The organism is Massilia sp. CCM 8734 (genome assembly GCF_011682155.1).
GTDB lineage: Bacteria > Pseudomonadota > Gammaproteobacteria > Burkholderiales > Burkholderiaceae_D > Telluria_A > Telluria_A rubra.
This window is the reverse complement of the sequence record NZ_WHJI01000040.1, coordinates 1-23,370: the sequence shown is the minus strand read 5'-3', so window position 1 is coordinate 23,370 and position 23,370 is coordinate 1. Positions and strand designations below refer to the sequence as shown.

Sequence of the window (23,370 nt, the reverse complement as noted above, 5' to 3'; positions counted from 1 at the left end):
CTCCTCGCCATGCTGCTGCCAACTGCCACAATGGCTGATACACAGGTAAAACCGCCTACAACCGGGGTCAGAGCCTTAATTAGCAATGTTTCGAATCAGAGGTCAGACCCCGGTTTGCTGAAGATGGCGGCAACAGCGCCCAAGGCGCTTCGTCTCGACCAAAGGCCGGCCGCAGTGCGCACGCTGTTCACCCATGTAGCGCCCGCCACCGACTATTTTGTCGAGGCACGCGTGCGCGCCTTGCCCGGCCCGCCTGGCCAGTTGTACTTGATCGGCCGTCATGTCGACGCCAATCACTGGCTCGGCGCCGGATTGCAGATGAGCGACGCCAGCCCCACCGTCCAGGCCAACATCGTGCGCCAGCAAAACGCCAAACTCGGCCGCCTGAAACAGGTCAGACGCACCATCCCCAGCGCAGGCCGCTTTCTCACCGTCCGCTTCGAGATGATCGGCGAGGCGCTCAGCGTCTACCTCAATGGCGAAAAACTCACCACCGCCACCGTGCCCGGCTCGGCCATCCCCGGCGCGCTCGGCGTCTACAGCAGCGGCAAAGGTTTTGAGCTCGACGCTATCCGCATCGGCGACCCGGCACAGAAACCCATGCGCATCGCGCCCGCCGTCGCCGCCAGCAGCTTTCAAGCCCAGGCCGGCGATCCGCCATCGACCTTGGCTATCAGCGCGTTCGACGGCGATGGCGTCACGCCGGCGCGTTTCAGCGTCCGTTCCAGCAACCCGGCCGTGGCCAGCGCCAGCGTGCGCGGCAGCGACATCGTCGTCACGCCAAAAAAATCCGGCAGCGCCAGCCTGATCGTCAGCAGCGTCGCCGATCCAAGCGTACAGAGCATCATCGACGCGCGCATCGCGCCCGCCTTCGCGCCACCGGCCGCGTACCGGATCGACCTCGACGGCGCTATCTCCCCGCCCGCGCGCGCCGATGCGGTCCAGCCCGACACCCTGCTGCGCCTGCGCTTCGACCAGCCGCCGCGCCTCGGCAGCACCGGTTCGGTGCGCATCTACCGCCAGGCCGACCACAAGCTGGTCGATATCATCCGTCCCGGCGCTGAAGTGGCGGCCATCGGTTACCCCGGCCAGGACCAGATGCGCTACGTGCGCCACGCGCCGATCACCATCGACGGCAACAGCGCCACCGTGCGCCCGCACGCCAACCGCCTCGCCTACGGCGGCGCCTACTACGTGGTGATCGAGCCGGGCGTGTTCGGGAACGCGACGATCAAGGGCGCGCCGTTTGCCGGTGTCGGCCGCGCCGCCGGATGGACCTTTCGTACCCGCGCCAGCGCGCCATCCGGCACCCTGCTCAGCGTGGACGATGACGGCCCGGCCGATTTCCGCACGGTGCAGGGCGCGCTGAACCACGCAATGCGGCACGCCGGCCAGGCCACGCCGGTTACGATCGCCGTCCACAACGGCCGCTACGATGAGATGCTGTTCATCCGGGGCAAGGACAAGCTGACCATCAAGGGCGAAAGCCGCGACGGCGTCCTCATCCACAATGGCAACAACGATGGCTACAACCCCGGCTCGGGCCTCAGCCAAGGCCCGCAGTCGCCATCGTTCACGGGCGGGCGCGCGCTGCTGATGGTCGAAACGTCCGACCTGCTCACGCTCGACACGCTGACCCTGAAAAATACGACCCTGCGCGCCGACAAGGTGGCCGGCCAGGCCGAAACCATCTACTTCAACAACGACAGCGGCCGCCTGATCGCGCGCAACGCCAGCTTTTTCAGCGAGCAGGATACGATTCAGGTCAAAGGATATTCCTGGTTCTACCGCACGCTCATCGAAGGCAATGTCGACTTCATCTGGGGCGCCAACCGCGCAGCCCTGTTCGAAGAAAGCGAACTGCGCTCGGTCGGCGACAGCGCCAACCCGTCCAGCGGCGGCTATGTGGTGCAGGCGCGCACGGTGAGCGCGACAGACCCGGGCTTCGTGTTCCTCAACAGCGCGCTGACCCATGGGCCGGGACCGGGTCCGCTGGCCAACAAGATTGCGCGCGGCGCCACTTACCTGGCGCGCAGCCCGGGTACAAAGGCCACCTGGGATAACGTGGCCTACATCAATTGCAAGATGGGCGAGCATATCGCCCCGGTCGGCTGGGCCGGAAACGGCGTGCAGCGCGATGCGACGCGCGATGCGACGCGCGAGCCGGCGCCCAATCCGGCCAGCGCGACAGCGCAGAGCGGCTGGCGCGAATCCGGCAGCATGGACCTGGACGGCAAGCCGCTGGACCTGTCGCAACGCGCCGGCGGCGCGGTTCTCAGCGCGCAGGAAGCGGCCGCGCTCTCGAGCCGGGCGGCGGTGTTTTCCGGCTTCGATGGCGGCCGGGGATGGCACCCGGAAGCGGGGCAAGCGACGCCCTGAACGGCGTTCGTGATACGCTAGCCGCCTGCGGCATCCCTATTGACCGAACTTCGACACATGCAAAAAATGAACTCAAAAGCCCAGCTCAACTGGATCCTGCTGCGCGGCCTGATCGCGTTCGCCCTTGGCGCCGGCGTGGTCATCACGCGCAACATGGATGCCAGCGCCTGGCTGGTCGTGATCGGCGTGCCCGCCGCGCTGACCGCCTTCAACGTGTGGCGCTGGCGCCGTTCGCGCATGGCGGCGAACGATCCGGCGTTTTAAGCGCATCTCGCCACCGCGTCGTCTCCGGCATTGCCGGGGACGACGCGGTGCAATTGCTATTTGCTGACCCGGAAATAATCCACATCCGCATGCGCCTGCGCGCCACCGGCGCTGAATAAGCCCATCTGCGCCCCCACCCAGCGCCCCATGCTGGCCTTGAACGGCTGCCCCGCCTCCACGAACTTGCTGTTATCCACGCTGTACGAGAACGTCGCCACGCCGTCGGCCATCGTCATGCGCAGGTACGCCGCATTTCCATCGACCGGCACCACCAGCTGATCCTTCTCGGTACACGTATTTTCATTGCCTTCGCACACCCCCAGCACCAACTGCGATCCTGTCCCCGCGCGCCGCAATCCCAGCCACGCATACTTCATCCCCAGCAGCACCAGCCCGGCGCGATCTCCCTCCTGCGTGGCCGACAGTGCGATCCGCGTGTCGACCGTGAACGCCGGCGCCGGCAGTTTCTGCGTCAGCACCGACGCCATCTCGCGCAGATTGGTCCCCGGCTGCGCTTGCAGGCGCAACTGGCCGGGCCGGGCCGCCAGCGACGTCCACTGCGGACTGCCGTTCGCGCTCCACTGCCATTGCGGCCCCAGCGCCGCGCTTGAGAATTCGTCACCGGTCGGCGGCTCCCGCACCGGCCCGGCCGCCAGCGGCTTGGCATGCCGTGCAAACGGCTGGCCCACGCCGCTGGCGTTGACTTCCTCGCCGATCAGCGGCCAGCCATCCTTCCAGCGCATCGGCTGCAGATGCACCACGCGCCCGTACGCGCGCTTGTCCTGGAAGTGGAAGAACCAGTCGCTGCCATCGGCCGCCGTCACCCATGCGCCCTGGTGCGGACCGTTGATGCCGGACTTGCCCTGCGCCATGACGATCTTGTCGTCGTACGGCCCGTTAATGCTGCGCGAACGGAACACCGACTGCCAGCCTTCCTCCACCCCGCCCGCCGGCGCGAAGACATAATAGTAGCCATCCTTCTTGTAGAATTTCGGCCCTTCCAGCGTCTTGTAATTCGGCAGCTTGTTACCGTCGATGATGACCTGGCCGCTGGTGTCGAGCAGGCTGCGCCCGTCCGGCGCCATGCCGCGCAGGGTCAACACGTTATTGAAACCGGCGCGGCTCTTGGCCCAGCCGTGCAGCAGGTACGCCTTGCCGTCGTCGTCCCACAGCGGCGTCGGATCGATCAGGCCCTTGCCGCCGGCCAGCAGGTGCGGCGCCGTCCACGGTCCGTCGAAACTGGTGGCGGTCATGACATAGATGCCAAAGTCCGGGTCGGGATAAAATATCCAGAATTGACCGTCATGAAAACGCAGGCACGGCGCCCACACGCCCTTGCCCGGCTGTGGCGTGGCGAAGACGTTTTCCGGCACCAGCCTGGGCAGCGCGTGGCCGACCAGTTCCCAGTTGACCATGTCTGTCGATTGCAGCAGCGGCAGGCCGGGGGTGTTGCTGAAGCTCGACGCGGTCATGTAATAGGTGTCGCCGACGCGGATCGCATCCGGGTCGGAATAGTCGGCGTGCAGGATCGGGTTCTGGTACTGGCCGTTGCCCAGGTCGGCCGTCCATGGTTGCTGCGGGGCGGTCGGCGTGCCCTGGCAGGCGCTTAGCGCCAGCGGCAGGATCAGGAGCGCGGCCCGGTGCAATATAGTCGTTGTGGTCATGGAGCTGGTCTCGTTGTTGTTGGAATGTGGGTATGCAGGAAGGCGGCGATCGCGTCGGCCGTGGGGTCGATCCATGGCTCGAACAGCCAGAAGGAATGGGGTGAATCGGGCAGCATGACGACTTCAGTGGCGACGCCGGCCGCTGTCATTTTGTCGACCATCTCGTCGCGCCCGACTGCAAAGCGCGGTTGCGCGCTGCCGATGAACAGCATCGGCGGCGTGCGGCGGTTGACGTAGAAAGTGGGCGAGGCTTCGCGCCACAGGTGCGCCGCTTCGGCGTAGCTGCCGCCGAACCAGAAGCCGGCGGCCGATGGCTTTTTTTTCGGATCGTCTTCGTTGGCGCGCGCGGCCGGAGAAGTAAAATCGGACAGGCCGTCGATGTTGATGACCGCCTGCGCCGCGCTCGATACGGCGTTCCCTGCGGCGTCGGGATCGAAGGTCGGCATGCCGTTGGTGACGCCGGCCAGGCTGGCGATTTGCCCGCCGGCCGAGCCGCCGGCCACCGCGATGCGTTGCGGGTCGATGTCGTGGGCGGCGCTGTTGGCGCGCAGCCAGCGCAGCGCGGCCTTGACGTCGTCGATGGCGGCCGGGTAGCGCGCTTCGTCGGCCAGGCGGTAGTCGATGACGGCGGCGGCAATGCCGCGCGCGGCAAGGCGCGCGGCCAGCGGCGCCATGTTGGCGCGCTCGCCGGAACGCCAGCCGCCGCCGTGCACCAGGACCACCGCCGCCAGCGGTCCCTTGTCACGCGTCGCCTGCCCCGGCAGGTACAGGTCGAGTTGCAGCAGATGTGGGCCCCGGCGCACGTAGCCGATGTCGCTGATCGTGATCGTCCCGGCGTTGGTGACGGTATCGGCGATCTTGATGAAGGGGTAGGCCTTGACCAGCTTGGCGTAGGAGGTCGCCGCGTTGTAGGGCACGGCGGACAGCGCGGCAGCGGGCGCGGCGGCGCTGGCAGCTTGTTCGGTCACCATCTTCTTATCCGTCATTCCCGCGACGGCGGGAATCGAAGGCATCGTCGAGCCGCAAACATGCCTTCGATTCCCGCCGTCGCGGGAATGACGGTCTTCGGTATGGGGGCCAGATCCAGCGACGCACCCCACCAACAGCAGCCCGGTAAATACGGCGCCCCAGCCTTGAACAGCATTCTCCATCGCCGACCTTCCCAGTTCATCCACGTGTCGATAAAGTATGCCATGGGCTGACACAAGTGGCTAGTCCGCCTTGCACATTTGGCCTGACCAAACTAGAATGGCCTGACCAAATAGCGCGTAAAAAATCATCACCAATAACAGGGGACAATGTGAATACAGCACTTAAACTGTTTGCCGCCATCGCCACGGTGGCCTGCATGGGCAGCCCGGCGTACGCCGACGGCCCATTCCGCAATCCGGACAACAAGAACCTGAACGACCCGGGCGAAGGCAGCTATCCGGTCCCATACAAGAAGCCCGTCGTGGCCGACATCAGCGCCGCCCTGCACCGCATCCGCGGCTTCATGGAAACGGCCACCCCCACCCGCGTGGTCGACAAAAAGACCGGCGCGCCGATTACCGATTTCAGCAAGCCGAACGCCAACGCCATCACCGAAGCGAGCCATGCGGACATGGGCATCATGGTCTACGAAATGGGCGTGGTGCATGCCGGCATGATCAAGGCCCAGGAAGTGACCGGCGACAAGCGCTTCACCGACCTGACCGCCCGCCATTTCAATTTCTTCGCCGACAAACTGCCCTACTTCCAGGCCCAGGAAAAGCAATTCAAGCTCGAACGCGCCAACAGCTTTTCGCGCTTCCTCGACCCGCGCGCGCTCGACGACGCCGGCTCCATGTGCGCCGCCATGATGCGCGCGCGCGCCCTGAAAATCGGCCCGGACCTGTCGCACGTCATCGCCACCTGCGGCGACTGGGTGGTCAACAAGCAGTTCCGCCTGCCGGACGGCACCATGGCGCGCGAGCGCCCGCAGGCGGTGTCGCTGTGGGCCGACGACCTGTACATGTCGGTGCCCGCCTTGGCCGAACTGGGCCGCATGACCGGCAAGCGCGCCCATTTTGACGATGCCGTCAAGAACGTGCTGCAGATGACGGGCTACCTGTTCAACAAGCAGACCAGGCTGTACACCCACGGCTGGAACGCCAACAACCCCGACGCCCCGAACTTTTACTGGGCGCGCGCCAACGGCTGGGCGGTGATGAGCATGTCCGACCTGCTCGACGTGCTGCCGAAGGACCATCCCGGCTATCCGCAGGTGCTGGCGCAGTTGCGCACCACATTGACGAGCATCGGCGAGCGCCAGTCCGGCAGCGGCCTGTGGCACCAGATGCTCGACCGTAACGATTCCTACCTCGAAACCTCGGCCAGCGCGATGTTCGTCTACGTGTTTGCGCACGCCATCAACCAGGGCTGGATCAGCCCGACGACCTACGGCTCCATCGCCCAGGCCGGCTGGGCCGGTTTATCGACCCGCATCAACGACAAGGGCCAGGTCGAGGGCACCTGCGTCGGCACCACGTTTGCCAGCGACCAGGTGTATTACTACAACCGCCCGACCAGCCCGTTCGCGCTGCACGGCTACGGCCCGACCCTGCTGGCCGGCGCCGAGATGATCAAGCTGATCAACAACCCGAACATCGAAGTCCAGCACAAGGTGCGCACCTATCACTACATGCCCAAGGGCGCCGGCCAGACCAATTACCGCGAACATCATTGAGAACGCCATGACCAGATCACTCGCCTCGTTTTCCTTCCTCGCCCTGGCCGCCGCGGGGGCTTGCCCGCTGGCGCAGGCCGGCCCGGCCGCCACCATCACGGTCAGCCATGGGCTCGACATTGCACGGCCGTCGGAAACCATCGTCCTGCCGTGGAGCGAGATCAACCGCGCCCTGCCCGGCGCGCTGATCCAGCGCATCGCCGTCAGGGATGCCGCCGGCCGCGTGCTGCCCTACCAGGTAACGAATATCGCGCCGCTGGCCAAGGACCCGAAGAACGTCGGCATCGCCTACGGCGAGCTGATTTTCCAGCACAATTTTGCGGCCGGCGAAAAGCGCGCCATCTTCACGGTCGAGAAAATCGACACGGTGGCGCCGCCGTTCCCGGTGAAAGCGTTTGCGCGCTTCGTGCCGGAGCGGCTCGACGACTTCGCCTGGGAAAACGACAAGCTCGCGCACCGCACCTATGGCCCGGCCCTGGGCGCGCCGGTCCCGGCGGGCGGCGCCAAGGAAGTGTTGGTCACCAGCGGACTCGATATCTGGTTCAAGCGGGTGCCGTATCCGGTCGTCGACCGCTGGTACAACAAGGGCCACGACCATTATCACAAGGATGAAGGCGAAGGCATGGATATGTACAACGTCGGCAAGACGCGCGGCGCCGGCGGCACCGGGGTGTGGGATGGCAAGCTTCTCTACACCGGCAACAACTTCACCGGCTGGAAAGTGCTGGCCAACGGGCCGGTGCGCGCCATCTTCGAGCTCAGCTACGACAGCTGGGATGCGGGCGGCACGCCGGTGTCCGAGGTCAAGCGCTTCACGGTCGACGCCGGCCACTACCTGGACCGCATCGAGAGCACCTTCACCTTTGCCGGCAAGGCCGGCATCGAGGTCGGCGTGGGTTTGAACAAGACCCCCACCGACAAGGGGCAGGTGCCCGATATCAAAATCGGCAACAAGGCGCCCGGGATCCTGATGCAGTGGGTCGAACAGGCCAGCAACGGCGCCATGGGCACGGCGGTCATCCTGCCGTCGGCGACCGGCTTTGGCGAGGATGCGCTGAACCACCTGGTGCTGGCGCCGGCAGCGAGCGGCAAGCCGCTGCGCTACTACGCGGGGGCGGCGTGGAGCCGTTCGGGCGACATCCAGAGCGGCCAGGACTGGGAACGCTACCTCGTCGCGGCGGCTGCGCGCGACGCGAATCCGGTGACCGTGAGCGTGGCCACCACGCCATAAAAACCACAAAGCGGCCTGACCATAAAAGATTGCGGACTGACCAATTGTGCAAATATATAAACCGGCCTAGAATTGGTCAACCGCTCAATAAACTGGCAGCACAAGCCAGGCGCCACGGGGGAATCCGTCATTCCCGCCTGCGCGGGAATGACGGTGAAATCGGCGCGCGGTAACCCGGCCGGTTGTTGGATCAGCGGCAGCAAGACCGCGCGGCATCCGGCTGTATTCTCATAACGATAGGAGACAGCAGCATGCGCATCACCGACCAGACCCGCGCGCTCGGCAAATTCGCCGCGCGCCTCGTGGGCAGCACATCCGTCACAGCCCTGGCCATCAGCGGGGCTTACGCCCAGACCAGCGCGCAACCGAGCTCGCCCGCCGCCGACCAACAAGCCCAAACCGTCATCGTCGCCGGCTTGCGCGCTTCCTTGGAGAGCGCCCTCAACAAGAAAAGGGAAGACTTCGGCATCGTCGACGTCATCAAGTCCGAAGACATGGGCAAGTTCCCGGACACCAACCTGGCCGAGTCCCTGCAAAGGGTCCCCGGCGTGGTCATCGACCGCGACGCCGGCGAAGGCCGCAACATCACCGTGCGCGGCCTGGGCCAGGATTTCACCCGCGTGCGCATCAACGGCGTCGAAGGCCTGGCCACCACCGGCGGCACCGACAGTTCCGGCGGCGCCAATCGCTCGCGCGGCTTCGACTTCAATGTGTTCGCCGCCGAACTGTTCAGTTCCCTCACGGTGCGCAAAAGCTCCTCGGCCGACGTCGACGAAGGCTCGCTCGGCGCCACGGTCGACCTGCAAACCATGCGCCCGTTCGACCTGAAGGGTTTTAACGCCACCGTCATGCTCAAGGGCCGCTACAACGACCTGTCCGACAAGACCGACCCGCGCGTCGCCTTTTTGGTCTCGAACACCTTCGCCGACCGCAAGCTCGGGGTGCTGGTCTCGGGCGCCTATTCCAAGCGCCAGGTGGCCGAAGAAGGCTTCAGTACCGTGCGCTGGGATAACGGCCCGTCCTCGGGCGGCTGGTGCGCGCCGATGGGGCTCGCCGCCAACCCGGCCAACTCCACCGCCACCACCTGCGGCCCGGCCGCCCAGGGCGTGGCGCGCCTGCCGAACACCCCCGGCGCCGTGGCCGCCTACAACGCCGCCAGCAGCGCCAACAACTTCGCCCCGCGCATTCCGCGCTACGGCCGCCTGACCCACGACCAGGACCGCCTCGGCCTGACCGCCTCGGTCCAATGGCGTCCGGCCGCCGGCACCCGCCTCACGCTCGACATGCTCTACTCCAAGCTCGACGCCACGCGCCAGGAAGACTTCCTGCAGGCGACCTCGTTCAGCCGCGGCGCGACCCAGGGCGGCAAGCCGCAGACCAGCGTCGTCGACACCGCCTACGCCCCCAACGGCGCCCTGCTGTACGGCACCTACAACGGCGTCGACATCCGCGCCGAATCGCGCTACGACGAACTGAACACCACCTTCACCCAGCCGACCCTGACGTTCGAGCACGAACTGAACGAGCGCATGCGCTTGAACGCCCGGGTCGGCCGCGCCACCTCCAAGTTCCGCAACCCGATCCAGACCACCACCACGCTCGACGCCCTCAACGTTAACGGCTACAGCATCGATTTTCGCGGCAACGACCGCCTGCCGGCGATCAGCTACCCGTTCAATGTGAACCAGCCGGGCGGCGCGCTCGGCATCGTCGGCGTGCCGCAGGTCGCCAGCGGCGCCCAGCCATCGAGCATCGTCAACACCAGCCCGAGCGAAATCCGCATGCGTCCGCAAGGCGCCAACAACCGCAACGATGTCGGCCATGTCGACGTCGCCTGGGACGTGGTGCCCGACAAATTCACCCTGAAAGCCGGCGCGGATTATAAAAAGTTCGCATTCGATTCCTACGAGTTCCGCCGCGTGAACCAGGGCGACACCGTCTTCGCCCCGGCGGCGGGCGTCCCGGCGGCCAGCCTGAGCACCCAGATCAAGGGCTTCGGCAACGGTCTCGGCATGCCGGCCGGCACCCCAAGCGGCTGGGTTTTGCTCAACCTGAACGCCATCGCCCAGGTCTACGACATCTACTGCAACTGCATCAAGAGCGGCCCGGCCGGCGGGCCCGGCGACTTCACCCTGTCGTCGATCACCAACGCCAATGCGCGCGGCAACAACCGCTCGGTCAGCGAAGAAGACAACGGCCTGTTCCTGATGGGCGAGTTCACAAGCGAGCTGGGCGGCATTGCGCTGCGCGGCAACCTGGGCGTGCGCTATGTCGAGACGCAGCAGAGTTCGACCGGCTACCAGGCCATCGGCAACGGCACCGCGGTCACGGTCGACAACGACTACCACGACGTGCTGCCATCGTTCAACATCGCCGCCAACATCACCAAGAACTTCATCGTGCGCGCGGCCGCCGCCAAGGTGATGTCGCGGCCGCAGCTGGCCAACCTGACCCCGGGCGGCAGCGTGGCCACCACCGGCACCCTGTCGATCACCAGCGGCAACCCGATGCTCAAACCGTTCCGCGCCAAGGCCTTCGACACCAGCTTCGAATGGTACTTCGACAAGAACGCGTTTATCGGCGTCGGCCTGTTCCAGAAAAACATCGCCACGTATATCCAGAGCATCCGCAACGATGTGAAATTCAAGGATACCGGCCTGCCGCTGGCGCTTCTGCCGACCAACTTCACGGGCGACGAAATCTTCCAGTTCACCGCCCCGATCAACACCGAAGGCGGCAAGCTGCGCGGGCTGGAACTGAACTACCAGCAACCGTTCACCTTCCTGCCGGGCTGGGGCCGCAACTTCGGCAGCTTGCTGAACTACACCTACGTCAAGTCGAAGATGGAATACGTGGTCTCGCCGTCCAGCAACCAGACCGTGACCGACGACCTCTTGAATCTGTCGCCGACATCGTGGAACGCCACCCTGTACTACGATGACGGCAAGCTCAGTGCGCGCGTGTCGACCTCGCAGCGTTCCGGTTTCGTCACGCGCGTGCCGGGCCAGAACAACAACGATGTCGAAGGCAAGAACAAGACCTTCAACGTCGACCTGTCGTTCTCGTACAAGGTCAACGAGAAGCTCGAACTGACCCTGGAAGGCGTAAACCTGACCAACGAGGAAAACGACCAGTTCGCCAGCCGCGCCCGCAACAGCGTGGTGGTCAACAACGTCACCGGACGCGAAGTGCTGGCCGGGCTGCGTTACAAGTTCTGAGCGCAAGCGGCCAGAGCGTCGGGCGTCATCTCACCGAAAGGATGAACTGACGCCCGTCGTGATTCAACCGGGGTCTGACCTCTGATTAGCAATTAAAATCCAGCCAGCAACGACTCCCCCACCGGGGTCAGAGCTTTAACTAGCAACAAAAAAGTTTACCCAGAGCGATTTGTCTGCTTTTTACGACGGTTCAGGCGACTCAACACAGTTCATGCCGATATTGCCCCAGCGTTCTGCCACTTTTTCCGGCACCTCAGTTGCTTCAGTAACTAATTGCTAGTTAAAGCTCTGACCCTGGTTGTCTGGTTTAGGGCTGTTGGGCAATCAATTGCTAATCAGAGGTTAGACCCCGGTTGGAGGGCGATCAGCGCCGGGTCCAGCGCAGCGCCAGCGCGCCGTGCGTGATGCGCCCGCGCGCGGCCTTGAAACGCCAGTGCCGTCCCCCACCCTGCCCGGGAACTGCCGGGCCGTCTTCCCACATGATCTCCACCCGGCCTTCGAGTTCGAGCACGTCGCCGCTGGCGTCGTCGATGAACAGCAGGGCCGCGCGCGCGTCGAGCAGCACGTTGCCGAGGGTGTTGAAGTAACGGTTGCCGCCATAGTCGGGCACGGTCACGCTGTCGCCGTCGATACGCACGAATCCCGCCGATCCGCCACGGTGCGAGATGTCGACGCCGTGCACGCCGCCGCTGGTCGCGATAAAAAAGGTCTCGGCGCGTGCGATCATGGCGCGCTCGTCCAGGCCGTCGAACTCGCGCACGCGTGCCGCCGTCGGCGCGACCGCCCGCACGTCGCGCAGCACGATATGCTGCGGGCAGTTGCCGAAGCTTTCGCGCACATCGACCAGCAAGCCGCCCGCACCCGCGCTGCGCACCACGCCATTGACCCGGTTGCGCCGGCGCGTGCCGAAGTCGAGTCCCAGCAGCCCGATCGGCTGCCCGGCGCGCAGGGCGCTGTCGTCCACGCCGATGCGCACAGTGCCGGGATCGGGACTGTCGATGAAGCCGGGCGCACCGCCGAACACGCGTGCGCGCGGCTGGCCAGCGGCTCCGATCGTCCCCGCCAGCACGAACGGCAGCGCCGCAAAGAAGTCGCGATGTTGCTCCAGCATGAACGGGCGGATGCCGTTGCCATGACTGATCTCGCCGGCCAGCGCTTGCGCTTTCAACTCGCCTTCGTGGTACGGCGCGCTCATGCGGCCGCCGGCAATGGCGAGGCGGGCAGCGCCACAAAGCCCGGCAGGGCTTCGATCCGCGCCAGCCACGCGCGCAAGGCCGGATACGCGGCCAGCCCGATGCCGCCTTCCGGCGCGTGCGCCACGTAGCTGTAGCAGGCCAGGTCGGCGAGGGTGGGATGCGCGGCCGCCAGGTAGCGATGCGCCGTCAGGTGCTGCTCCATGAAGGCCAGCAGGCGCTGCGCCAGCGCGCCGGCCTGGTCCAGGTCGGCCGGCACATTCCACAGCGCGTGGGCGCGCGCCTTGGCCGGGCCGAAGGCCAGTTCGCCGGCCGCGATCGACAGCCAGCGCTGCACGCCGGCCGCACCGGCCGCATCCTCGGGCAGCCAGTCGCCGCCGGGCGCGTAGCGCCTGGCCAGGTAGACCAGGATGGCATTGCTGTCGCTGATGACCAGCTCGCCATCCTGCAGCACCGGAATCTGCCCCAGCGGATTGAGGGCGCGGAAGGCGGCGCCGGCGCGCACCTCAAGCGGCGCCGGCACGAAGGTGAACGGCAGCCCCAGCATGCGCAGCAGCAGTTCGACACGGTGCACATGGCCCGACACCGGCAGGCCGTGGAGGATCAGGGAAGTGGTTGGCATGGCGTCTCGATTCAAAAGAGGAACAGGAAAGCCATGCTATCGCTTGCACGCATTAACGAGAATACTGGTAAATTGAAAATGATTATTTCAATTTTTGGAAGAATACATGGACCGGTTCGATGAGTTGCAGATCTTCGTGGCGATCCTCGACGCGGGCAGCCTGAGCGGCGCGGCACGGCGCTTGCGCCGCTCGGCCCCGGCCGTCACGCGCGCGCTGGCGGCGCTGGAGGAGCGCGTCGGCACGCGCCTGGTCGAGCGCACCACTCGCCGCCTGGCGCCCACGGAAGCGGGCCTGCGCCTGGGCGAGATGGCGCGCCGCGTGCTGGCCGATTACGACGACGCCGTGCGCGAGGACGACAACGCGCCCCTGCGCGGAAGCCTGCGCATCACGGTGCCGACCGTGTTCGGGCGGCGCCATGTGGCCCCGGCCATGATCGACTTCCTCGACCTGCATCCGGCCTTGCAGGTCGAGCTGGTGTTCAACGACCGCAACCTGGACATGATCGAACACGGCCTCGACCTGGCCGTGCGCATCGGCGCTCTGCCCGACACCGGCATGATGGCGCGCCAGGTCGGCCAGGTGCGGCGCGTGCTGGTGGCCAGCCCGGCCTATCTGGCGCGGCGCGGCAGCCCGGCCAGTCCGCGCGAGCTGGACACCCACGACATCATCTTTGCCGAACAGCGCGCGACCAGGGAATGGCGCTTTCGCGACGACGCGCGCGCCGATACACGCGAATTCGCGGTGCGCCTGGCCCCGCGCCTGATCGTCAACGAAATCGATACCATGCTGCTGGCGGTGCTGGCCGGACGCGGCATCGGCCGCCCGCTGTCCTATCAGGTAGCCGAACAATTGGCCGATGGCGCCCTGGTGCGCCTGCTGCCCGGCTACGAACTGGCGCCGCTGCCGGTGCAGTTGCTGGTGCCAAGCGCGCGCCACATGGCGCCGCGCGTGCGCGCCTGCATCGACTTCCTGGCGCGCCGCCTGGCCGCCCTGCCGGTGCTTGATCCCACTGTGGCCTGAGCTCGGATGAATACGCATTCCACGCCCGCCGTGTTGCAACACCGCGTTCCGAGGTGTCGCGGGTTTGCAAACAACGCGGCGGGTGCGGCGCAGCCCTTGCCGGCCTCACTTCATTGACAGGATGAACTGGCGCCCGTCGTGCTCTTCCACGAAAGCGAGCTGCGTGTCGCGCGCAAAGACGATGACTTCGCGCATGCGTCCGGCCACGTCGGCCAGAGCTGCGCGCAAGTCGGCTTGCTCGCCGTCGAAGGTCGAGCGGCCAAAGACGTAGCAGGTCTTGCCGGCCCCCTGTTTGCGCATCAGCGCCAGCAGCTGGTCGGGGTCGGACAGGGTCGGCACGAGTTCCCGGCTGCGATCGGCGCGCAGGTCGCGTGCGTCATGCAGCAACTCGTCGAGCAACTGCCCGCGGCGTTTCGATTTTTCCCAGAAATAGAGATAGCGCGCCTTGCGCGACGGTTCGACGAACAGCTCGATGATCTCACGCAGCACGGGGTGATTGTTTTCCATGACGAATAGTACAGGCACCGCGTCAAGCGGGCTCAGCGCTTTTCAACCAGGGTCAGAGCTTCAATCAGTAACAAAAAAGCTCTCCCAGCGCTATGTTGTCTGCTTCCTGCGACAGTTCAGGCGCCACAACACAGCAGACGCGCCGATTGGCGCTGCATTCCACCGCCTTGACCGAAAATCCAGTCGGTTCATCAATTAATTGCAGTTTAGAGCTCTGACCCCGGTTGTAGGAATCTGCGGAGGGCGGCTGGCGCTTGACAGCGCGCCAGCACTCGGGCACTATCCAAACCTACTAGTTGGTAGGAAAACGGAGCCAGGGTGGTCAAACAATTTTCGGAACTGTCGGCCTCGGCCGAGCGGGTGGTGGACGCGGCCCAGCGCCTGATCCAGCAGCATGGCTATAACGGTTTTTCGTACGATGACATCGCGCGCGAGATCGATATCAAGAAGCCCAGCATTCACCATCACTTCCGCACCAAGGCCGACCTGGTGCAGACCATCGTGCAGCGCTACGCCGACCGTTTCGCCACCCTGCTGCGCGCCATCGACGCGACCGGCGAGGATGCGCCGGCGCGCCTGGCCCGCTACGGAGAACTGTTCGCGGCCACCTACCGCCAGGACCGGCGCCTATGCGTGTGCGGCATCCTGGGCGCGGAGGCGGCGGCGCTGTCGCCCGAGGTGGCGCTGGACGTGCGCGCCTTTTTCCAGCTGAACCTGGACTGGCTGGCGGGCACCATCCGCCAGGGTCAACAAGCCGGCCTGCTGCGCGTGCGCGGCAGCGCCGAAGAACAAGCCTACGGGCTGCTCAGCGCGCTGGAAGGGGCGATGATGGTCGGCCGCGGCGTCGGCACCGACCACAGCCCCGCCAACGCGGGCGCCACCTACGTCTCGAACATGCTGGCCTGAGCGATTTTTCCCCTTGCCGGCTGCGGCCGGCCTTTTTTGGCAACATCAACCTACCAACTAGTTGGTATAGAAAGGTCTAGCATGAATCATGCTTTTGAAGGACAAACCCTGCTCGCTATCGGCGGCAACAGCGGGATCGGCCTGGCGTCGGCACGCGCGGTGGTCGGTGGCGGCGGCACGGTGGTGCTGCTCGGGCGCGACGCCGCCAAGAACGCGCGCGCCGCCGCCGGGCTCGACGTTCCCGGGCGCGTGCACACCCTGGCCGGCGACATCGGTAACCAGGCAGACCTGGACCGCCTGCGCCAGCGGCTGGCCGCCGATCATCCGCAAATCAACCTGATCCTCAACGCCGCCGGGGTCTTCTTTCCCAAGCCTTTCCTGGAGCACGGCGCGGCGGACTACGACCAGTACCAGGCGGTCAATCGCGGCCTGTTCTTCCTGACGCAGTCGGTGGTGGCGAGCATGGTGGCGCGCGGCGCCCCGGGGGCGATCGTCAACATCGGCTCGATGTGGGCGCGCCAGGCGGTCGCCGCCACGCCGTCGTCGGCCTATTCGATGGCCAAGGCCGGCATCCACGCGCTGACCCAGCACCTGGCGATGGAACTGGCGCCGCACCGGATCCGCGTCAACGCGGTCGCGCCGGCGGTGGTCGACACGCCCGTGTACGAAGGCTTCATTCCGAAAGACCAGGTGGCGGCCGCGCTGCGGGGCTTCAACGCCTTCCATCCGATCGGACGCATCGGCACGGCGCAGGATGTGGCCAATACGGTCGCCTTCCTGCTCTCGGGCGAGGCGGCCTGGGTCACCGGCGCGGTGTGGGATGTGGATGGCGGCGTGATGGCCGGGCGAAATTAAGAACACATCGTGCCCCGCTTGCAAAGCGGGCATCGATCCGGGATGATGGGGCATGAAAAAAACCGCCCCCTCCTCCTTCTTGCGCCTGTGCATCGCAGCCGCCCTGATCGCCGCCGGCACCGCCTGCAGCGAGCCGTCCAACACGTCGGCCGCGGCCGTACCTGCGCCGGCCGCACCTGCGCCGCCCGCACCGCTTGCCGCCAGCGATGCGGCCGGCGGTTCGCTCGGCGCGCGTATCACGGCTGAAATCGGCGACGCCGCCTGCGACAACGCCAGCCAGTGCCGCACCCTGCCGGTCGGCAGCAAGGCGTGCGGCGGCCCGGCCGGGTTCCTGCCCTGGTCGGTCAAGCGCAGCAACGGCGACCTGCTGGCGCGCCTGGCGGCCGAACAGGCGGCGGCGGAAAAGAAAGTCAACGAGAAAAGCGGCATGATGTCGACCTGCTCGGTCGAGCAAGACCCGGGCGCGACCTGCAGCGCCGGCAAGTGCGTGCTGCAAGCACGCGGCCTGGGCGGCAGCGAGGCGCGCTGAGCGATCGGCACACCCCATGAAAAAGGCTGCGGGCAAGATTGCCGCAGCCTTTTTCACTAACGAAACACACGAGCGCACCGTGCGGCGCGCCCGTCCTGCCAGATTACTTCGCCAGCACCACGGCGCGACGCGGCGCGTCGAACTGTGGCAGCGGATCGTTGGTGTTTACTTCCACCATCGTCAAGCCCTGGGTGGCGCCGCCGACCACATACCGCAGTGCGCCCAGATGACGCTGGTTGGCCGCCAGGCCCGACCAGCTCATGCTGACCGTGCCGGTGCTGCCGACATACGAATACGCCGGCACCAGTGCCTTGAAGTTGCCGTTGTTGGCGCCTTCCGGCAGGACCCACGACGACAGCTTGTACTCGGCTTCGCCGCCGGCCGGCTCGTAGCCGATCACGCACACCTTGTAGGCGCCCGCTGCCGGCTGGACCAGTTCGACGCGCTCGTTCGAGCCGCCATTGCCACTGCTGGTGATGGCGCCGTTCGGGCCGACCACGATCAGGTCGAGATCGGAGTTCGCGCCGCCGGCGGTGTCGTCGTTAAACAGCGCGAAGCGCGCCGCCATGGTCGATGCCGGCACGTTGACCGTGTGGACATTCACGCCAGGACCGCCGCCAGCCAGGCAGGCTGCCTGGTAGACCGTCGCGTCGGTGCCCGATTCGCCGATGCTGCGCGTTTCCACGACCGCCGGCAGCAAGCCCGACTTGACCGAGGTCATGGCGCCGGTGAAGCCGGTGCCGATGGTGATGAGCTTACTGCCCGTGGCAAATTCGCTCGACACCGAAGCCGCCGCCGCCAGTGCCGAGCCGCGCACGGTCAGCGGGCTGCGCACGTTGGTCACGCCGTCCGACCAGACCAGGCTGCCATAGACCCAGGTATCGACCGGGGCGTTGGTGCGCGTGACCTTGACCTTGAAAGTGGCTTTCTGGCCGGCGCCGATGGTCAAGCTTGGCGGTTGCACGTCGACCGTGTAGCCGGGCACGCTGGCCGTGGCGTTGTAGGTCGCCGTGCTGGCGCCGACGTTGGTCACGGTACGGGTCAGGGTCAGGCTGCCCAGCACGTTGCCGGCGGTCAGCGAGGCCAGGTTCAGGTTATACGGCAAGATGGTGCCGACCGCCGTGCAGGTGGCGGCGCTGTAGACGCCGGCGTTCAGGCCGCACAGGAAACGCGCGTAGTCGATTTCCGTCGCGTCGTACACCAGGCCCGGATTGGCGGCGCCGTTCGGCGTCACGTGGCCGGCGCCCTGGCCCCATGGCAGGGTGCCGGTGGCCTTGGCGGTCTTGTCCCAGGCAACCGAGGCGGTGATGCCATCCGGCTGGGTCGGGCTGGCGCTGGTCATCAACGCCGACTTGATCGCCGCCGGGGTCCAGCTCGGGTGCAACTGCTTGAGCAGCGCGGCCAGGCCGGCCACGTGCGGGCTGGCCATCGAGGTGCCCGAGTAGAAAGCCCAGTCGGTCGACGGCGCCACGCCGCCGGCGGCCACCGCGTCGCGCTGCGCGCGGGTCAGGTCGGCGGTGACGCCGGCCAGCACGTCGCTGCCCGGCGCGGTGACGTCCGGTTTCAGGATGTTGGCATTGGCCACGTTCGGTCCGCGCGAGGAGCTGCCGCTCATCACCGGCGCCGCCACGTTCGGGTTGACCACGCCTTTCAGGTCGCCCAGCGACGCGATGGCGCTGCTCGGGTTGGCGGCGATGTAGCTTTTCAGCGTGGTGCCGTCGGCCACCGTCAAGTGTACGGTCGACAGTGCGTGCGACTGGTTGATGATGGCGTTGTTGTTGACGGCCACGTTGGCGATGATGGCGCCGACCGCGCCGGCATCCTTGGCGTTCTGGCTCTTGTTGACCAGCACATTGTTGCCGCGATCGCAGACCAGGATCTTGCCGGCCACCTTGGCCGGGTCCAGCAGCGGGCTGAGCTTATCGGCTGCGCCAAAGCATTGCAGCAGTTGCGCATTGGTCGGATCGACCCCGGCCATGCCGGCGTCGCGCGCCAGGATCAGCGCGGCCGAGGTGGTCGAGGCATTGCTCGACGAACCGGTCAGCTTGACGCCGTTGCCCAGGGTGGCGGTGCCGACGAACAGGCGGTTGTGGGTCGAGTTGCCGACCGTGGTCAGCCACGGGCTGATGTGCGAGACCGGTGCCGGGACCGACGGCGCGGTCACGGTCGGACCGGAATTACCGCCCGAGGCCGCCACGAACACGCCGGCGCTGGCCGCGCCCAGGAAGGCCACTTCGGTCGCTTCGTTGAAGGCGCCGCCGCCGGCGTTCGGGCCGATCGAGAAGTTGATCACGTTCACGCCGTCTTTCACGGCTTGTTCGATCGCGGCCACGCTGTTGGCGGTGGCGCAACCGTTCTTGCCGGACGCGGCGTCGGTCCAGCACACCTTGTACGAGGCGATGCGCGCGCGCGGCGCCATGCCGCTGGCCAGGCCCAGGGTCAGCTTGCCGTTGACGATAGGCGTGTTGGCGTTGCCGCCGGCCGTGGTCGCGGTGTGGGTGCCATGGCCGCCATGGCCTTCGGCGCCGGCGACCGAGTCGCGCGAGGAGTTAAATTCGGTCCAGTGCAGGGCCTGGGTCGGCGACTTGAAGTAGCGCGCACCGATCAGTTTGTTGTTGCAGTTGGTCAGCGCAAAACCTTCGCCGGTGTCGCACGAGCCTTTCCAGCTGGCCGGCGGCGCGCCGTAGGCCGAGACGGTGCCCGAGTGGCTCGGCACGCCGTTGGCGTCGACCTTGTCGGCGAACGACGGGTTTTCCGGCCACACGCCGCTGTCGACGATGCCGATGACAATGTTCTCGCCCGCGGCCACCTTGCCGCCGACCTGTTCCCACAGGCCGCCGGCTTTGTCCAGGCCGAGGAAGGTCGGGGTGTAGTTGGTGTCCATCTGCATGATGGAGTCGGCCGTGATGTTGGCCACGCCGGCGTCTTTTTTCAGCGCGCGCACTTCGGCGTCGGTCAGCAGGGCGGCAAAGCCGTTCAGGACCACGTTGAACTGGTGCGTGATCTGGGCCGCGTTGACGGTCGAGATGACTTTCGATTTCTTGGTTTCGAGATAGCTGATGTAATTCTGCACATCGGTCGCGTCGACATCGAGGCGCTGGCCTTCGGCCGGCTTGGTGGCGGGCAGGCCGGCCACTTGGCCGGTGTAGGTGGCGACCGGCTTGTCGACCAGTTGCACGATGTAGGAACGGCGGGCTTCGTCAGCGGCGGCGGTGGAAGTAATTCCAGCAAGCATCAGCAGGACGGCAAGGGATACGGGGCGTAATGTCATGGTCAATTTCCTTGCGGGCTCAGATGGTGGCCGGGGTCGATGGGGATGCTTTGCTGCGGCGGCGGGTCAGGCCGATGGCGCCGATACCGAGGCCCACCAGCAGGAACGAGCCCGGTTCCGGCACGGCGTTGAAGCTGATGTCGTCGAGCGCGAACTGGGCCTTGCCCTCGGCCGAGTTGGCCAGCGAGTTGAAGCAGCCGCCATTGCCGTCGAACAGGCAGGCGTTCACGGTCAGGCTGGTCAGTACTTCATTGCGGAATTTCTGGTCGATCAGGGCCGAACCGAAGGTAAAGCTGCCGTTGCCGGCCTGGCCGGGAAAGGCCGCGGTGCTCGAGACCACGGTGCCGTCGCCACGGATGCCGGAAAATTGCAGCAAGCCATAGTCGCCGTCAGGGACGCTGATCGGCGGCAGGAACGCCAGGCTCAGGCTGCCGAGTTGGAACTGCTGGCCGGCGCGCGTGAATTTGACGCCGCCGTCATTGAGGATCGCAAGAAATTGTCCGCTGGCGCCTGCCGGGCAGCCGATCGCGAAGCAAGTCTCCGGATCTTTGCTGTTGACAACGGTGCCGAACGAGCCGAACAGGCCCAGCTCGTTGGCGATCGGGCTGCCGAGAACGAGCATCTCGTAGCCGCCTTCGCTGATCGACTCGCCGTTGAACAGGGCGTTCGGCAACTGCGTTTCGAAGGTGATGGGAGTGGCCATGGCCGGCAGCGCGCAAAACAGCGCGGCGACAGCGGCGATCGTGTGGAGTGCGCGGGTGGCGCGCCGTGGGATACCCAGCGGGGTGACTGTGCGATTCATCTCTTGCCTTATGTTTGATTAGTTCGATCAATGGGCGTACAGGTCGATTTGCCTGCTTGCTACTTTTCTTAAAAGTGCAAAAGACTATAGCAAAGGAAATAATTGTTGTAGCAATAATCTCAACGTAATAAATTCATATTTTTAGGGGTTTCACCAGAGTTTGTTTCGTTTCCTCTATGAAAAGATGCTAAAAAAGCCCGTGACAATTTCACCACATTTGCCAACATTGTTTGTGTTAGCTTCACTTGACTCTTTTTGCGTTCTCGCGCGTAATTGCGTGCGCGCGGCGCCGAGGGTGTGTATGATGGTCATTCGTGTATAAGCGTAAGGATCGATCATGAACCCACGCCGCTCCTTTCTAAAGAGTTCGGTTGTACTGGCATCGGCACTGAGTCTTCCCGCCATGGCCCGTACCGCCAAGGCCGCACCAGGCGAACGCACCTTGCGCCTGTATAACACCCACACGGGCGAAAGCCTGCGCAGCGTGTTCTGGGCCGAGGGCCGTTTCCTGCCCGAGTCGCTCACCGACATCAACAAGCTGTTGCGCGACCACCGCAGCAACTCGGTGGCTGAAATCGACCCGCAACTGCTGGTGCTGCTCAACAGGGTCAGCACCCAGCTCGGGCGCGATCCGGTCCTGCACGTCATTTCCGGTTACCGCTCGCCCGAAACCAATCAACTGCTGGCCGAAGCGAGCAATGGCGTGGCGCGCCACAGCATGCACCTCGAAGGCAAGGCCATCGACATCCGCATGCCGGGCACCAGCCTGTCGCACGTGCACAAGGCGGCGCTCAACGCGCGCGGCGGCGGGGTCGGCTACTACCCGGATTCGCAATTCGTCCACCTCGATACCGGCCGCCTGCGCCGCTGGTAAGCGTGCCAGCCGGGCCGCGCCGCATCGCTGCGCGCGCCGCCCGGGCGCATGGCGCCATGTCATCCCTGACAATCCTTTTCCGCCTCGCCGTTGCCATGTTGTCCACCTCGATCCTGCCCGCCGGCGCGGCCCGGGACGACGCGGCCGCGCCCATGCAAACCGTGCTCGTTCCCTACGTGCGCGATCCGGTCGACAAGTCCTACCGCAAAATGATGGCCGGGGTGGCGCGTTTCGAACGCGAGCATGCGCTGGCGAGCGCGGCCAGCCTGCGCTTCCGGCTGCTGCCGCGCCTGCCGACCACCGACATGCGCGGCGTGGCCGTGCGCATCGCGGGCGAGCGCATCAGCGTGCCGCTCGCGCTCGATGGCGACAACAGTTTCGTCTTGCCGCGCAATGAAGCGGCGCTGCGCGAGGACGCCGCCGTCATCGCCAACCGGCGCGGCGACAGCCTGACCTGGCGCGCCGCCATCCACAGCCCCGGCGTGGCGCCCGGCACGCGCCGCCTGGGCGACCTGCGGCTCGAATGCCGGGTCGGGATCGAAGCGGGACTGGTGTCGAACAGCTCGCCCCTGTTCGGCTGGCTGTCGGACGCGCTGAGCAATGCCGACCAGGTCTGCGCCAGCGCCGATGGCAACTACCTGTTCTTCGCCGAGCGGCCCGTGTTCGCCGTCACCGTGCGCCACGGCGCGCGCGTCGAAGTACTGCCGTTTGCCATGCTGTACGCGGGCGGGCGGCTCACCGCCAACGACCTGCGCTTTTGCGACTGCCAGGTGCTGCTCGATCGCAGCTATTACGCCCCGATTTTCGACGCCAGCTGGCCGGACGACGCGATTGTCGAGTTCGAGTACATGGACGATGCGGCGGGTGGCGCGCCATGAGTGCGGCCGCTGCGCGCTGCGCTGCCGTGCTGGCCGCGGCGCTATGGCTCGGGGCCTGCGCCCAGGCGCCTGCGGCGCCGCCCGGGACCCAGGTAACGGCGGAGCAGGTGCGCGCCATCCGCCCGGGGCAGAGCACGCGCGCGAGCCTGCTGGCCAGCCTGGGCGCCACGCGCAAGGTGGCCTTCGACAACGGTGTCGAAACATGGCTGTACCAGTTGGCCGTGCCCGGCGGCTTCGACGAGATCGTGGCGCTGCTCGACCCGCAAGGGGTGGTGCGCAAGGTGCGCCGGCGCGCGCAGATTCCCCCGTCCCGACCTGCATCCTAGCAGCCTGTCGGACTTGGGATCGTCGGCTGCAAAAATACCTGGGACGGTCCATATTTCGCCGCTTTCTCGGCCAATAGCTCGCTATTGGCACTGCGAAATCGTCAAAATCTGGCCTCGCCCAGC

General features: G+C 66.1%; 19 protein-coding genes. 12 read left to right on the top strand and 7 right to left on the bottom strand.

Annotated features, from left to right (window positions below; translation table 11 throughout):
- Window positions 1–174 precede the first annotated feature (174 nt).
- On the top strand, window positions 175–2,379 hold the full coding sequence (locus F2P46_RS28020) for a pectinesterase family protein (RefSeq protein WP_166896447.1): 2,205 nt from the start codon (window positions 175–177) through the stop codon (window positions 2,377–2,379).
- A gap of 66 nt (window positions 2,380–2,445) precedes the next feature.
- Window positions 2,446–2,643, top strand: a complete 198-nt coding sequence (locus tag F2P46_RS28015; protein WP_166896446.1) for a hypothetical protein — start codon at window positions 2,446–2,448, stop codon at window positions 2,641–2,643.
- 56 nt (window positions 2,644–2,699) lie between these two features.
- Here the strand turns inward: F2P46_RS28015 and F2P46_RS28010 are convergent, their stop codons facing one another.
- Both F2P46_RS28010 and F2P46_RS28005 read right to left on the bottom strand, forming a co-directional pair.
- Window positions 2,700–4,307: a glycoside hydrolase 43 family protein gene (locus tag F2P46_RS28010; protein WP_166896444.1), complete on the bottom strand. Its 1,608-nt coding sequence runs from the start codon at window positions 4,305–4,307 to the stop codon at window positions 2,700–2,702.
- On the bottom strand, window positions 4,304–5,320 hold the full coding sequence (locus F2P46_RS28005) for an alpha/beta hydrolase (RefSeq protein ID WP_208296805.1): 1,017 nt from the start codon (window positions 5,318–5,320) through the stop codon (window positions 4,304–4,306). Before F2P46_RS28005 ends, F2P46_RS28010 begins: the two co-directional genes overlap by 4 nt.
- Before the next feature lie 287 nt (window positions 5,321–5,607).
- Here F2P46_RS28005 and F2P46_RS28000 point away from each other — a divergent pair, with 287 nt between their 5' ends.
- The 3 genes from F2P46_RS28000 to F2P46_RS27990 all read left to right on the top strand — a co-directional run bounded on the left by F2P46_RS28000 (window position 5,608) and on the right by F2P46_RS27990 (window position 11,463).
- Window positions 5,608–7,014, top strand: coding sequence for a glycoside hydrolase family 105 protein (locus F2P46_RS28000; protein ID WP_368737966.1), 1,407 nt, complete (start codon window positions 5,608–5,610; stop codon window positions 7,012–7,014).
- Between the two features lie 7 nt (window positions 7,015–7,021).
- Complete coding sequence (locus F2P46_RS27995) at window positions 7,022–8,245, top strand: DUF4861 domain-containing protein (RefSeq protein ID WP_166896442.1); 1,224 nt, start codon at window positions 7,022–7,024, stop codon at window positions 8,243–8,245.
- Window positions 8,246–8,496: 251 nt separating this feature from the next.
- A complete protein-coding gene (locus F2P46_RS27990) occupies window positions 8,497–11,463 on the top strand; it encodes a TonB-dependent receptor (RefSeq protein WP_166896440.1) in 2,967 nt (988 codons plus the stop codon).
- 364 nt (window positions 11,464–11,827) lie between these two features.
- Here F2P46_RS27990 and F2P46_RS27985 read toward each other — a convergent pair whose 3' ends face one another.
- Both F2P46_RS27985 and F2P46_RS27980 read right to left on the bottom strand, forming a co-directional pair.
- Window positions 11,828–12,658: a pyridoxamine 5'-phosphate oxidase family protein gene (locus F2P46_RS27985; protein ID WP_166896438.1), complete on the bottom strand. Its 831-nt coding sequence runs from the start codon at window positions 12,656–12,658 to the stop codon at window positions 11,828–11,830.
- Window positions 12,655–13,278 carry a glutathione S-transferase gene (locus F2P46_RS27980; RefSeq protein ID WP_166896436.1) on the bottom strand — a complete coding sequence of 208 codons (624 nt, stop codon included), beginning with the start codon at window positions 13,276–13,278 and terminating at the stop codon, window positions 12,655–12,657. The genes F2P46_RS27985 and F2P46_RS27980 overlap by 4 nt, the downstream gene beginning before the upstream one ends.
- A 106-nt stretch (window positions 13,279–13,384) precedes the next feature.
- On the opposite strand from F2P46_RS27980, the gene F2P46_RS27975 reads away from it, so the two are divergent.
- Window positions 13,385–14,299 carry a LysR family transcriptional regulator gene (locus F2P46_RS27975; RefSeq protein ID WP_166896434.1) on the top strand — a complete coding sequence of 305 codons (915 nt, stop codon included), beginning with the start codon at window positions 13,385–13,387 and terminating at the stop codon, window positions 14,297–14,299.
- 105 nt (window positions 14,300–14,404) lie between these two features.
- Here the strand turns inward: F2P46_RS27975 and F2P46_RS27970 are convergent, their stop codons facing one another.
- Complete coding sequence (locus tag F2P46_RS27970) at window positions 14,405–14,806, bottom strand: hypothetical protein (protein ID WP_166896432.1); 402 nt, start codon at window positions 14,804–14,806, stop codon at window positions 14,405–14,407.
- Between the two features lie 318 nt (window positions 14,807–15,124).
- On the opposite strand from F2P46_RS27970, the gene F2P46_RS27965 reads away from it, so the two are divergent.
- The 3 genes from F2P46_RS27965 to F2P46_RS27955 all read left to right on the top strand — a co-directional run bounded on the left by F2P46_RS27965 (window position 15,125) and on the right by F2P46_RS27955 (window position 17,096).
- Window positions 15,125–15,712: a TetR/AcrR family transcriptional regulator gene (locus F2P46_RS27965; protein ID WP_368737965.1), complete on the top strand. Its 588-nt coding sequence runs from the start codon at window positions 15,125–15,127 to the stop codon at window positions 15,710–15,712.
- An 81-nt stretch (window positions 15,713–15,793) separates the two neighbouring features.
- Window positions 15,794–16,567: an SDR family oxidoreductase gene (locus F2P46_RS27960; protein ID WP_166896430.1), complete on the top strand. Its 774-nt coding sequence runs from the start codon at window positions 15,794–15,796 to the stop codon at window positions 16,565–16,567.
- Window positions 16,568–16,619: 52 nt separating this feature from the next.
- Complete coding sequence (locus F2P46_RS27955; RefSeq protein WP_166896428.1) at window positions 16,620–17,096, top strand: hypothetical protein; 477 nt, start codon at window positions 16,620–16,622, stop codon at window positions 17,094–17,096.
- A gap of 103 nt (window positions 17,097–17,199) precedes the next feature.
- On the opposite strand, the gene F2P46_RS27950 is transcribed toward F2P46_RS27955, so the two are convergent.
- Together F2P46_RS27950 and F2P46_RS27945 are read right to left on the bottom strand one after the other, a co-directional pair.
- Window positions 17,200–20,367, bottom strand: a complete 3,168-nt coding sequence (locus tag F2P46_RS27950; protein WP_166896427.1) for a S8 family serine peptidase — start codon at window positions 20,365–20,367, stop codon at window positions 17,200–17,202.
- Window positions 20,368–20,386: 19 nt separating this feature from the next.
- Window positions 20,387–21,169: an NF038120 family PEP-CTERM protein gene (locus F2P46_RS27945; RefSeq protein WP_166896425.1), complete on the bottom strand. Its 783-nt coding sequence runs from the start codon at window positions 21,167–21,169 to the stop codon at window positions 20,387–20,389.
- A 337-nt stretch (window positions 21,170–21,506) separates the two neighbouring features.
- Between F2P46_RS27945 and F2P46_RS27940 the strand changes: the two genes are divergently transcribed.
- The 3 genes from F2P46_RS27940 to F2P46_RS27930 are packed head-to-tail and all read left to right on the top strand — an operon-like array spanning window position 21,507 to window position 23,247.
- On the top strand, window positions 21,507–22,043 hold the full coding sequence (locus tag F2P46_RS27940; RefSeq protein ID WP_166896423.1) for a DUF882 domain-containing protein: 537 nt from the start codon (window positions 21,507–21,509) through the stop codon (window positions 22,041–22,043).
- A 56-nt stretch (window positions 22,044–22,099) separates the two neighbouring features.
- Window positions 22,100–22,921, top strand: coding sequence for a hypothetical protein (locus tag F2P46_RS27935; protein WP_229509491.1), 822 nt, complete (start codon window positions 22,100–22,102; stop codon window positions 22,919–22,921).
- Complete coding sequence (locus F2P46_RS27930) at window positions 22,918–23,247, top strand: hypothetical protein (protein ID WP_229509490.1); 330 nt, start codon at window positions 22,918–22,920, stop codon at window positions 23,245–23,247. Before F2P46_RS27935 ends, F2P46_RS27930 begins: the two co-directional genes overlap by 4 nt.
- Window positions 23,248–23,370: the final 123 nt, after the last annotated feature.

Coding starts and splice junctions, on each gene's coding strand:
- F2P46_RS28015 (WP_166896446.1), top strand. CDS start 2,446: ATGAACTCAAAAGCCCAGCTCAACTGGATCCTGCTGCGCGGCCTGATC.
- F2P46_RS28010 (WP_166896444.1), bottom strand. CDS start 4,307: ATGACCACAACGACTATATTGCACCGGGCCGCGCTCCTGATCCTGCCG.
- F2P46_RS28005 (WP_208296805.1), bottom strand. CDS start 5,320: ATGCCTTCGATTCCCGCCGTCGCGGGAATGACGGATAAGAAGATGGTG.
- F2P46_RS27995 (WP_166896442.1), top strand. CDS start 7,022: ATGACCAGATCACTCGCCTCGTTTTCCTTCCTCGCCCTGGCCGCCGCG.
- F2P46_RS27990 (WP_166896440.1), top strand. CDS start 8,497: ATGCGCATCACCGACCAGACCCGCGCGCTCGGCAAATTCGCCGCGCGC.
- F2P46_RS27985 (WP_166896438.1), bottom strand. CDS start 12,658: ATGAGCGCGCCGTACCACGAAGGCGAGTTGAAAGCGCAAGCGCTGGCC.
- F2P46_RS27980 (WP_166896436.1), bottom strand. CDS start 13,278: ATGCCAACCACTTCCCTGATCCTCCACGGCCTGCCGGTGTCGGGCCAT.
- F2P46_RS27975 (WP_166896434.1), top strand. CDS start 13,385: ATGGACCGGTTCGATGAGTTGCAGATCTTCGTGGCGATCCTCGACGCG.
- F2P46_RS27970 (WP_166896432.1), bottom strand. CDS start 14,806: ATGGAAAACAATCACCCCGTGCTGCGTGAGATCATCGAGCTGTTCGTC.
- F2P46_RS27960 (WP_166896430.1), top strand. CDS start 15,794: ATGAATCATGCTTTTGAAGGACAAACCCTGCTCGCTATCGGCGGCAAC.
- F2P46_RS27955 (WP_166896428.1), top strand. CDS start 16,620: ATGAAAAAAACCGCCCCCTCCTCCTTCTTGCGCCTGTGCATCGCAGCC.
- F2P46_RS27950 (WP_166896427.1), bottom strand. CDS start 20,367: ATGACATTACGCCCCGTATCCCTTGCCGTCCTGCTGATGCTTGCTGGA.
- F2P46_RS27945 (WP_166896425.1), bottom strand. CDS start 21,169: ATGAATCGCACAGTCACCCCGCTGGGTATCCCACGGCGCGCCACCCGC.
- F2P46_RS27940 (WP_166896423.1), top strand. CDS start 21,507: ATGAACCCACGCCGCTCCTTTCTAAAGAGTTCGGTTGTACTGGCATCG.
- F2P46_RS27935 (WP_229509491.1), top strand. CDS start 22,100: ATGTCATCCCTGACAATCCTTTTCCGCCTCGCCGTTGCCATGTTGTCC.
- F2P46_RS27930 (WP_229509490.1), top strand. CDS start 22,918: ATGAGTGCGGCCGCTGCGCGCTGCGCTGCCGTGCTGGCCGCGGCGCTA.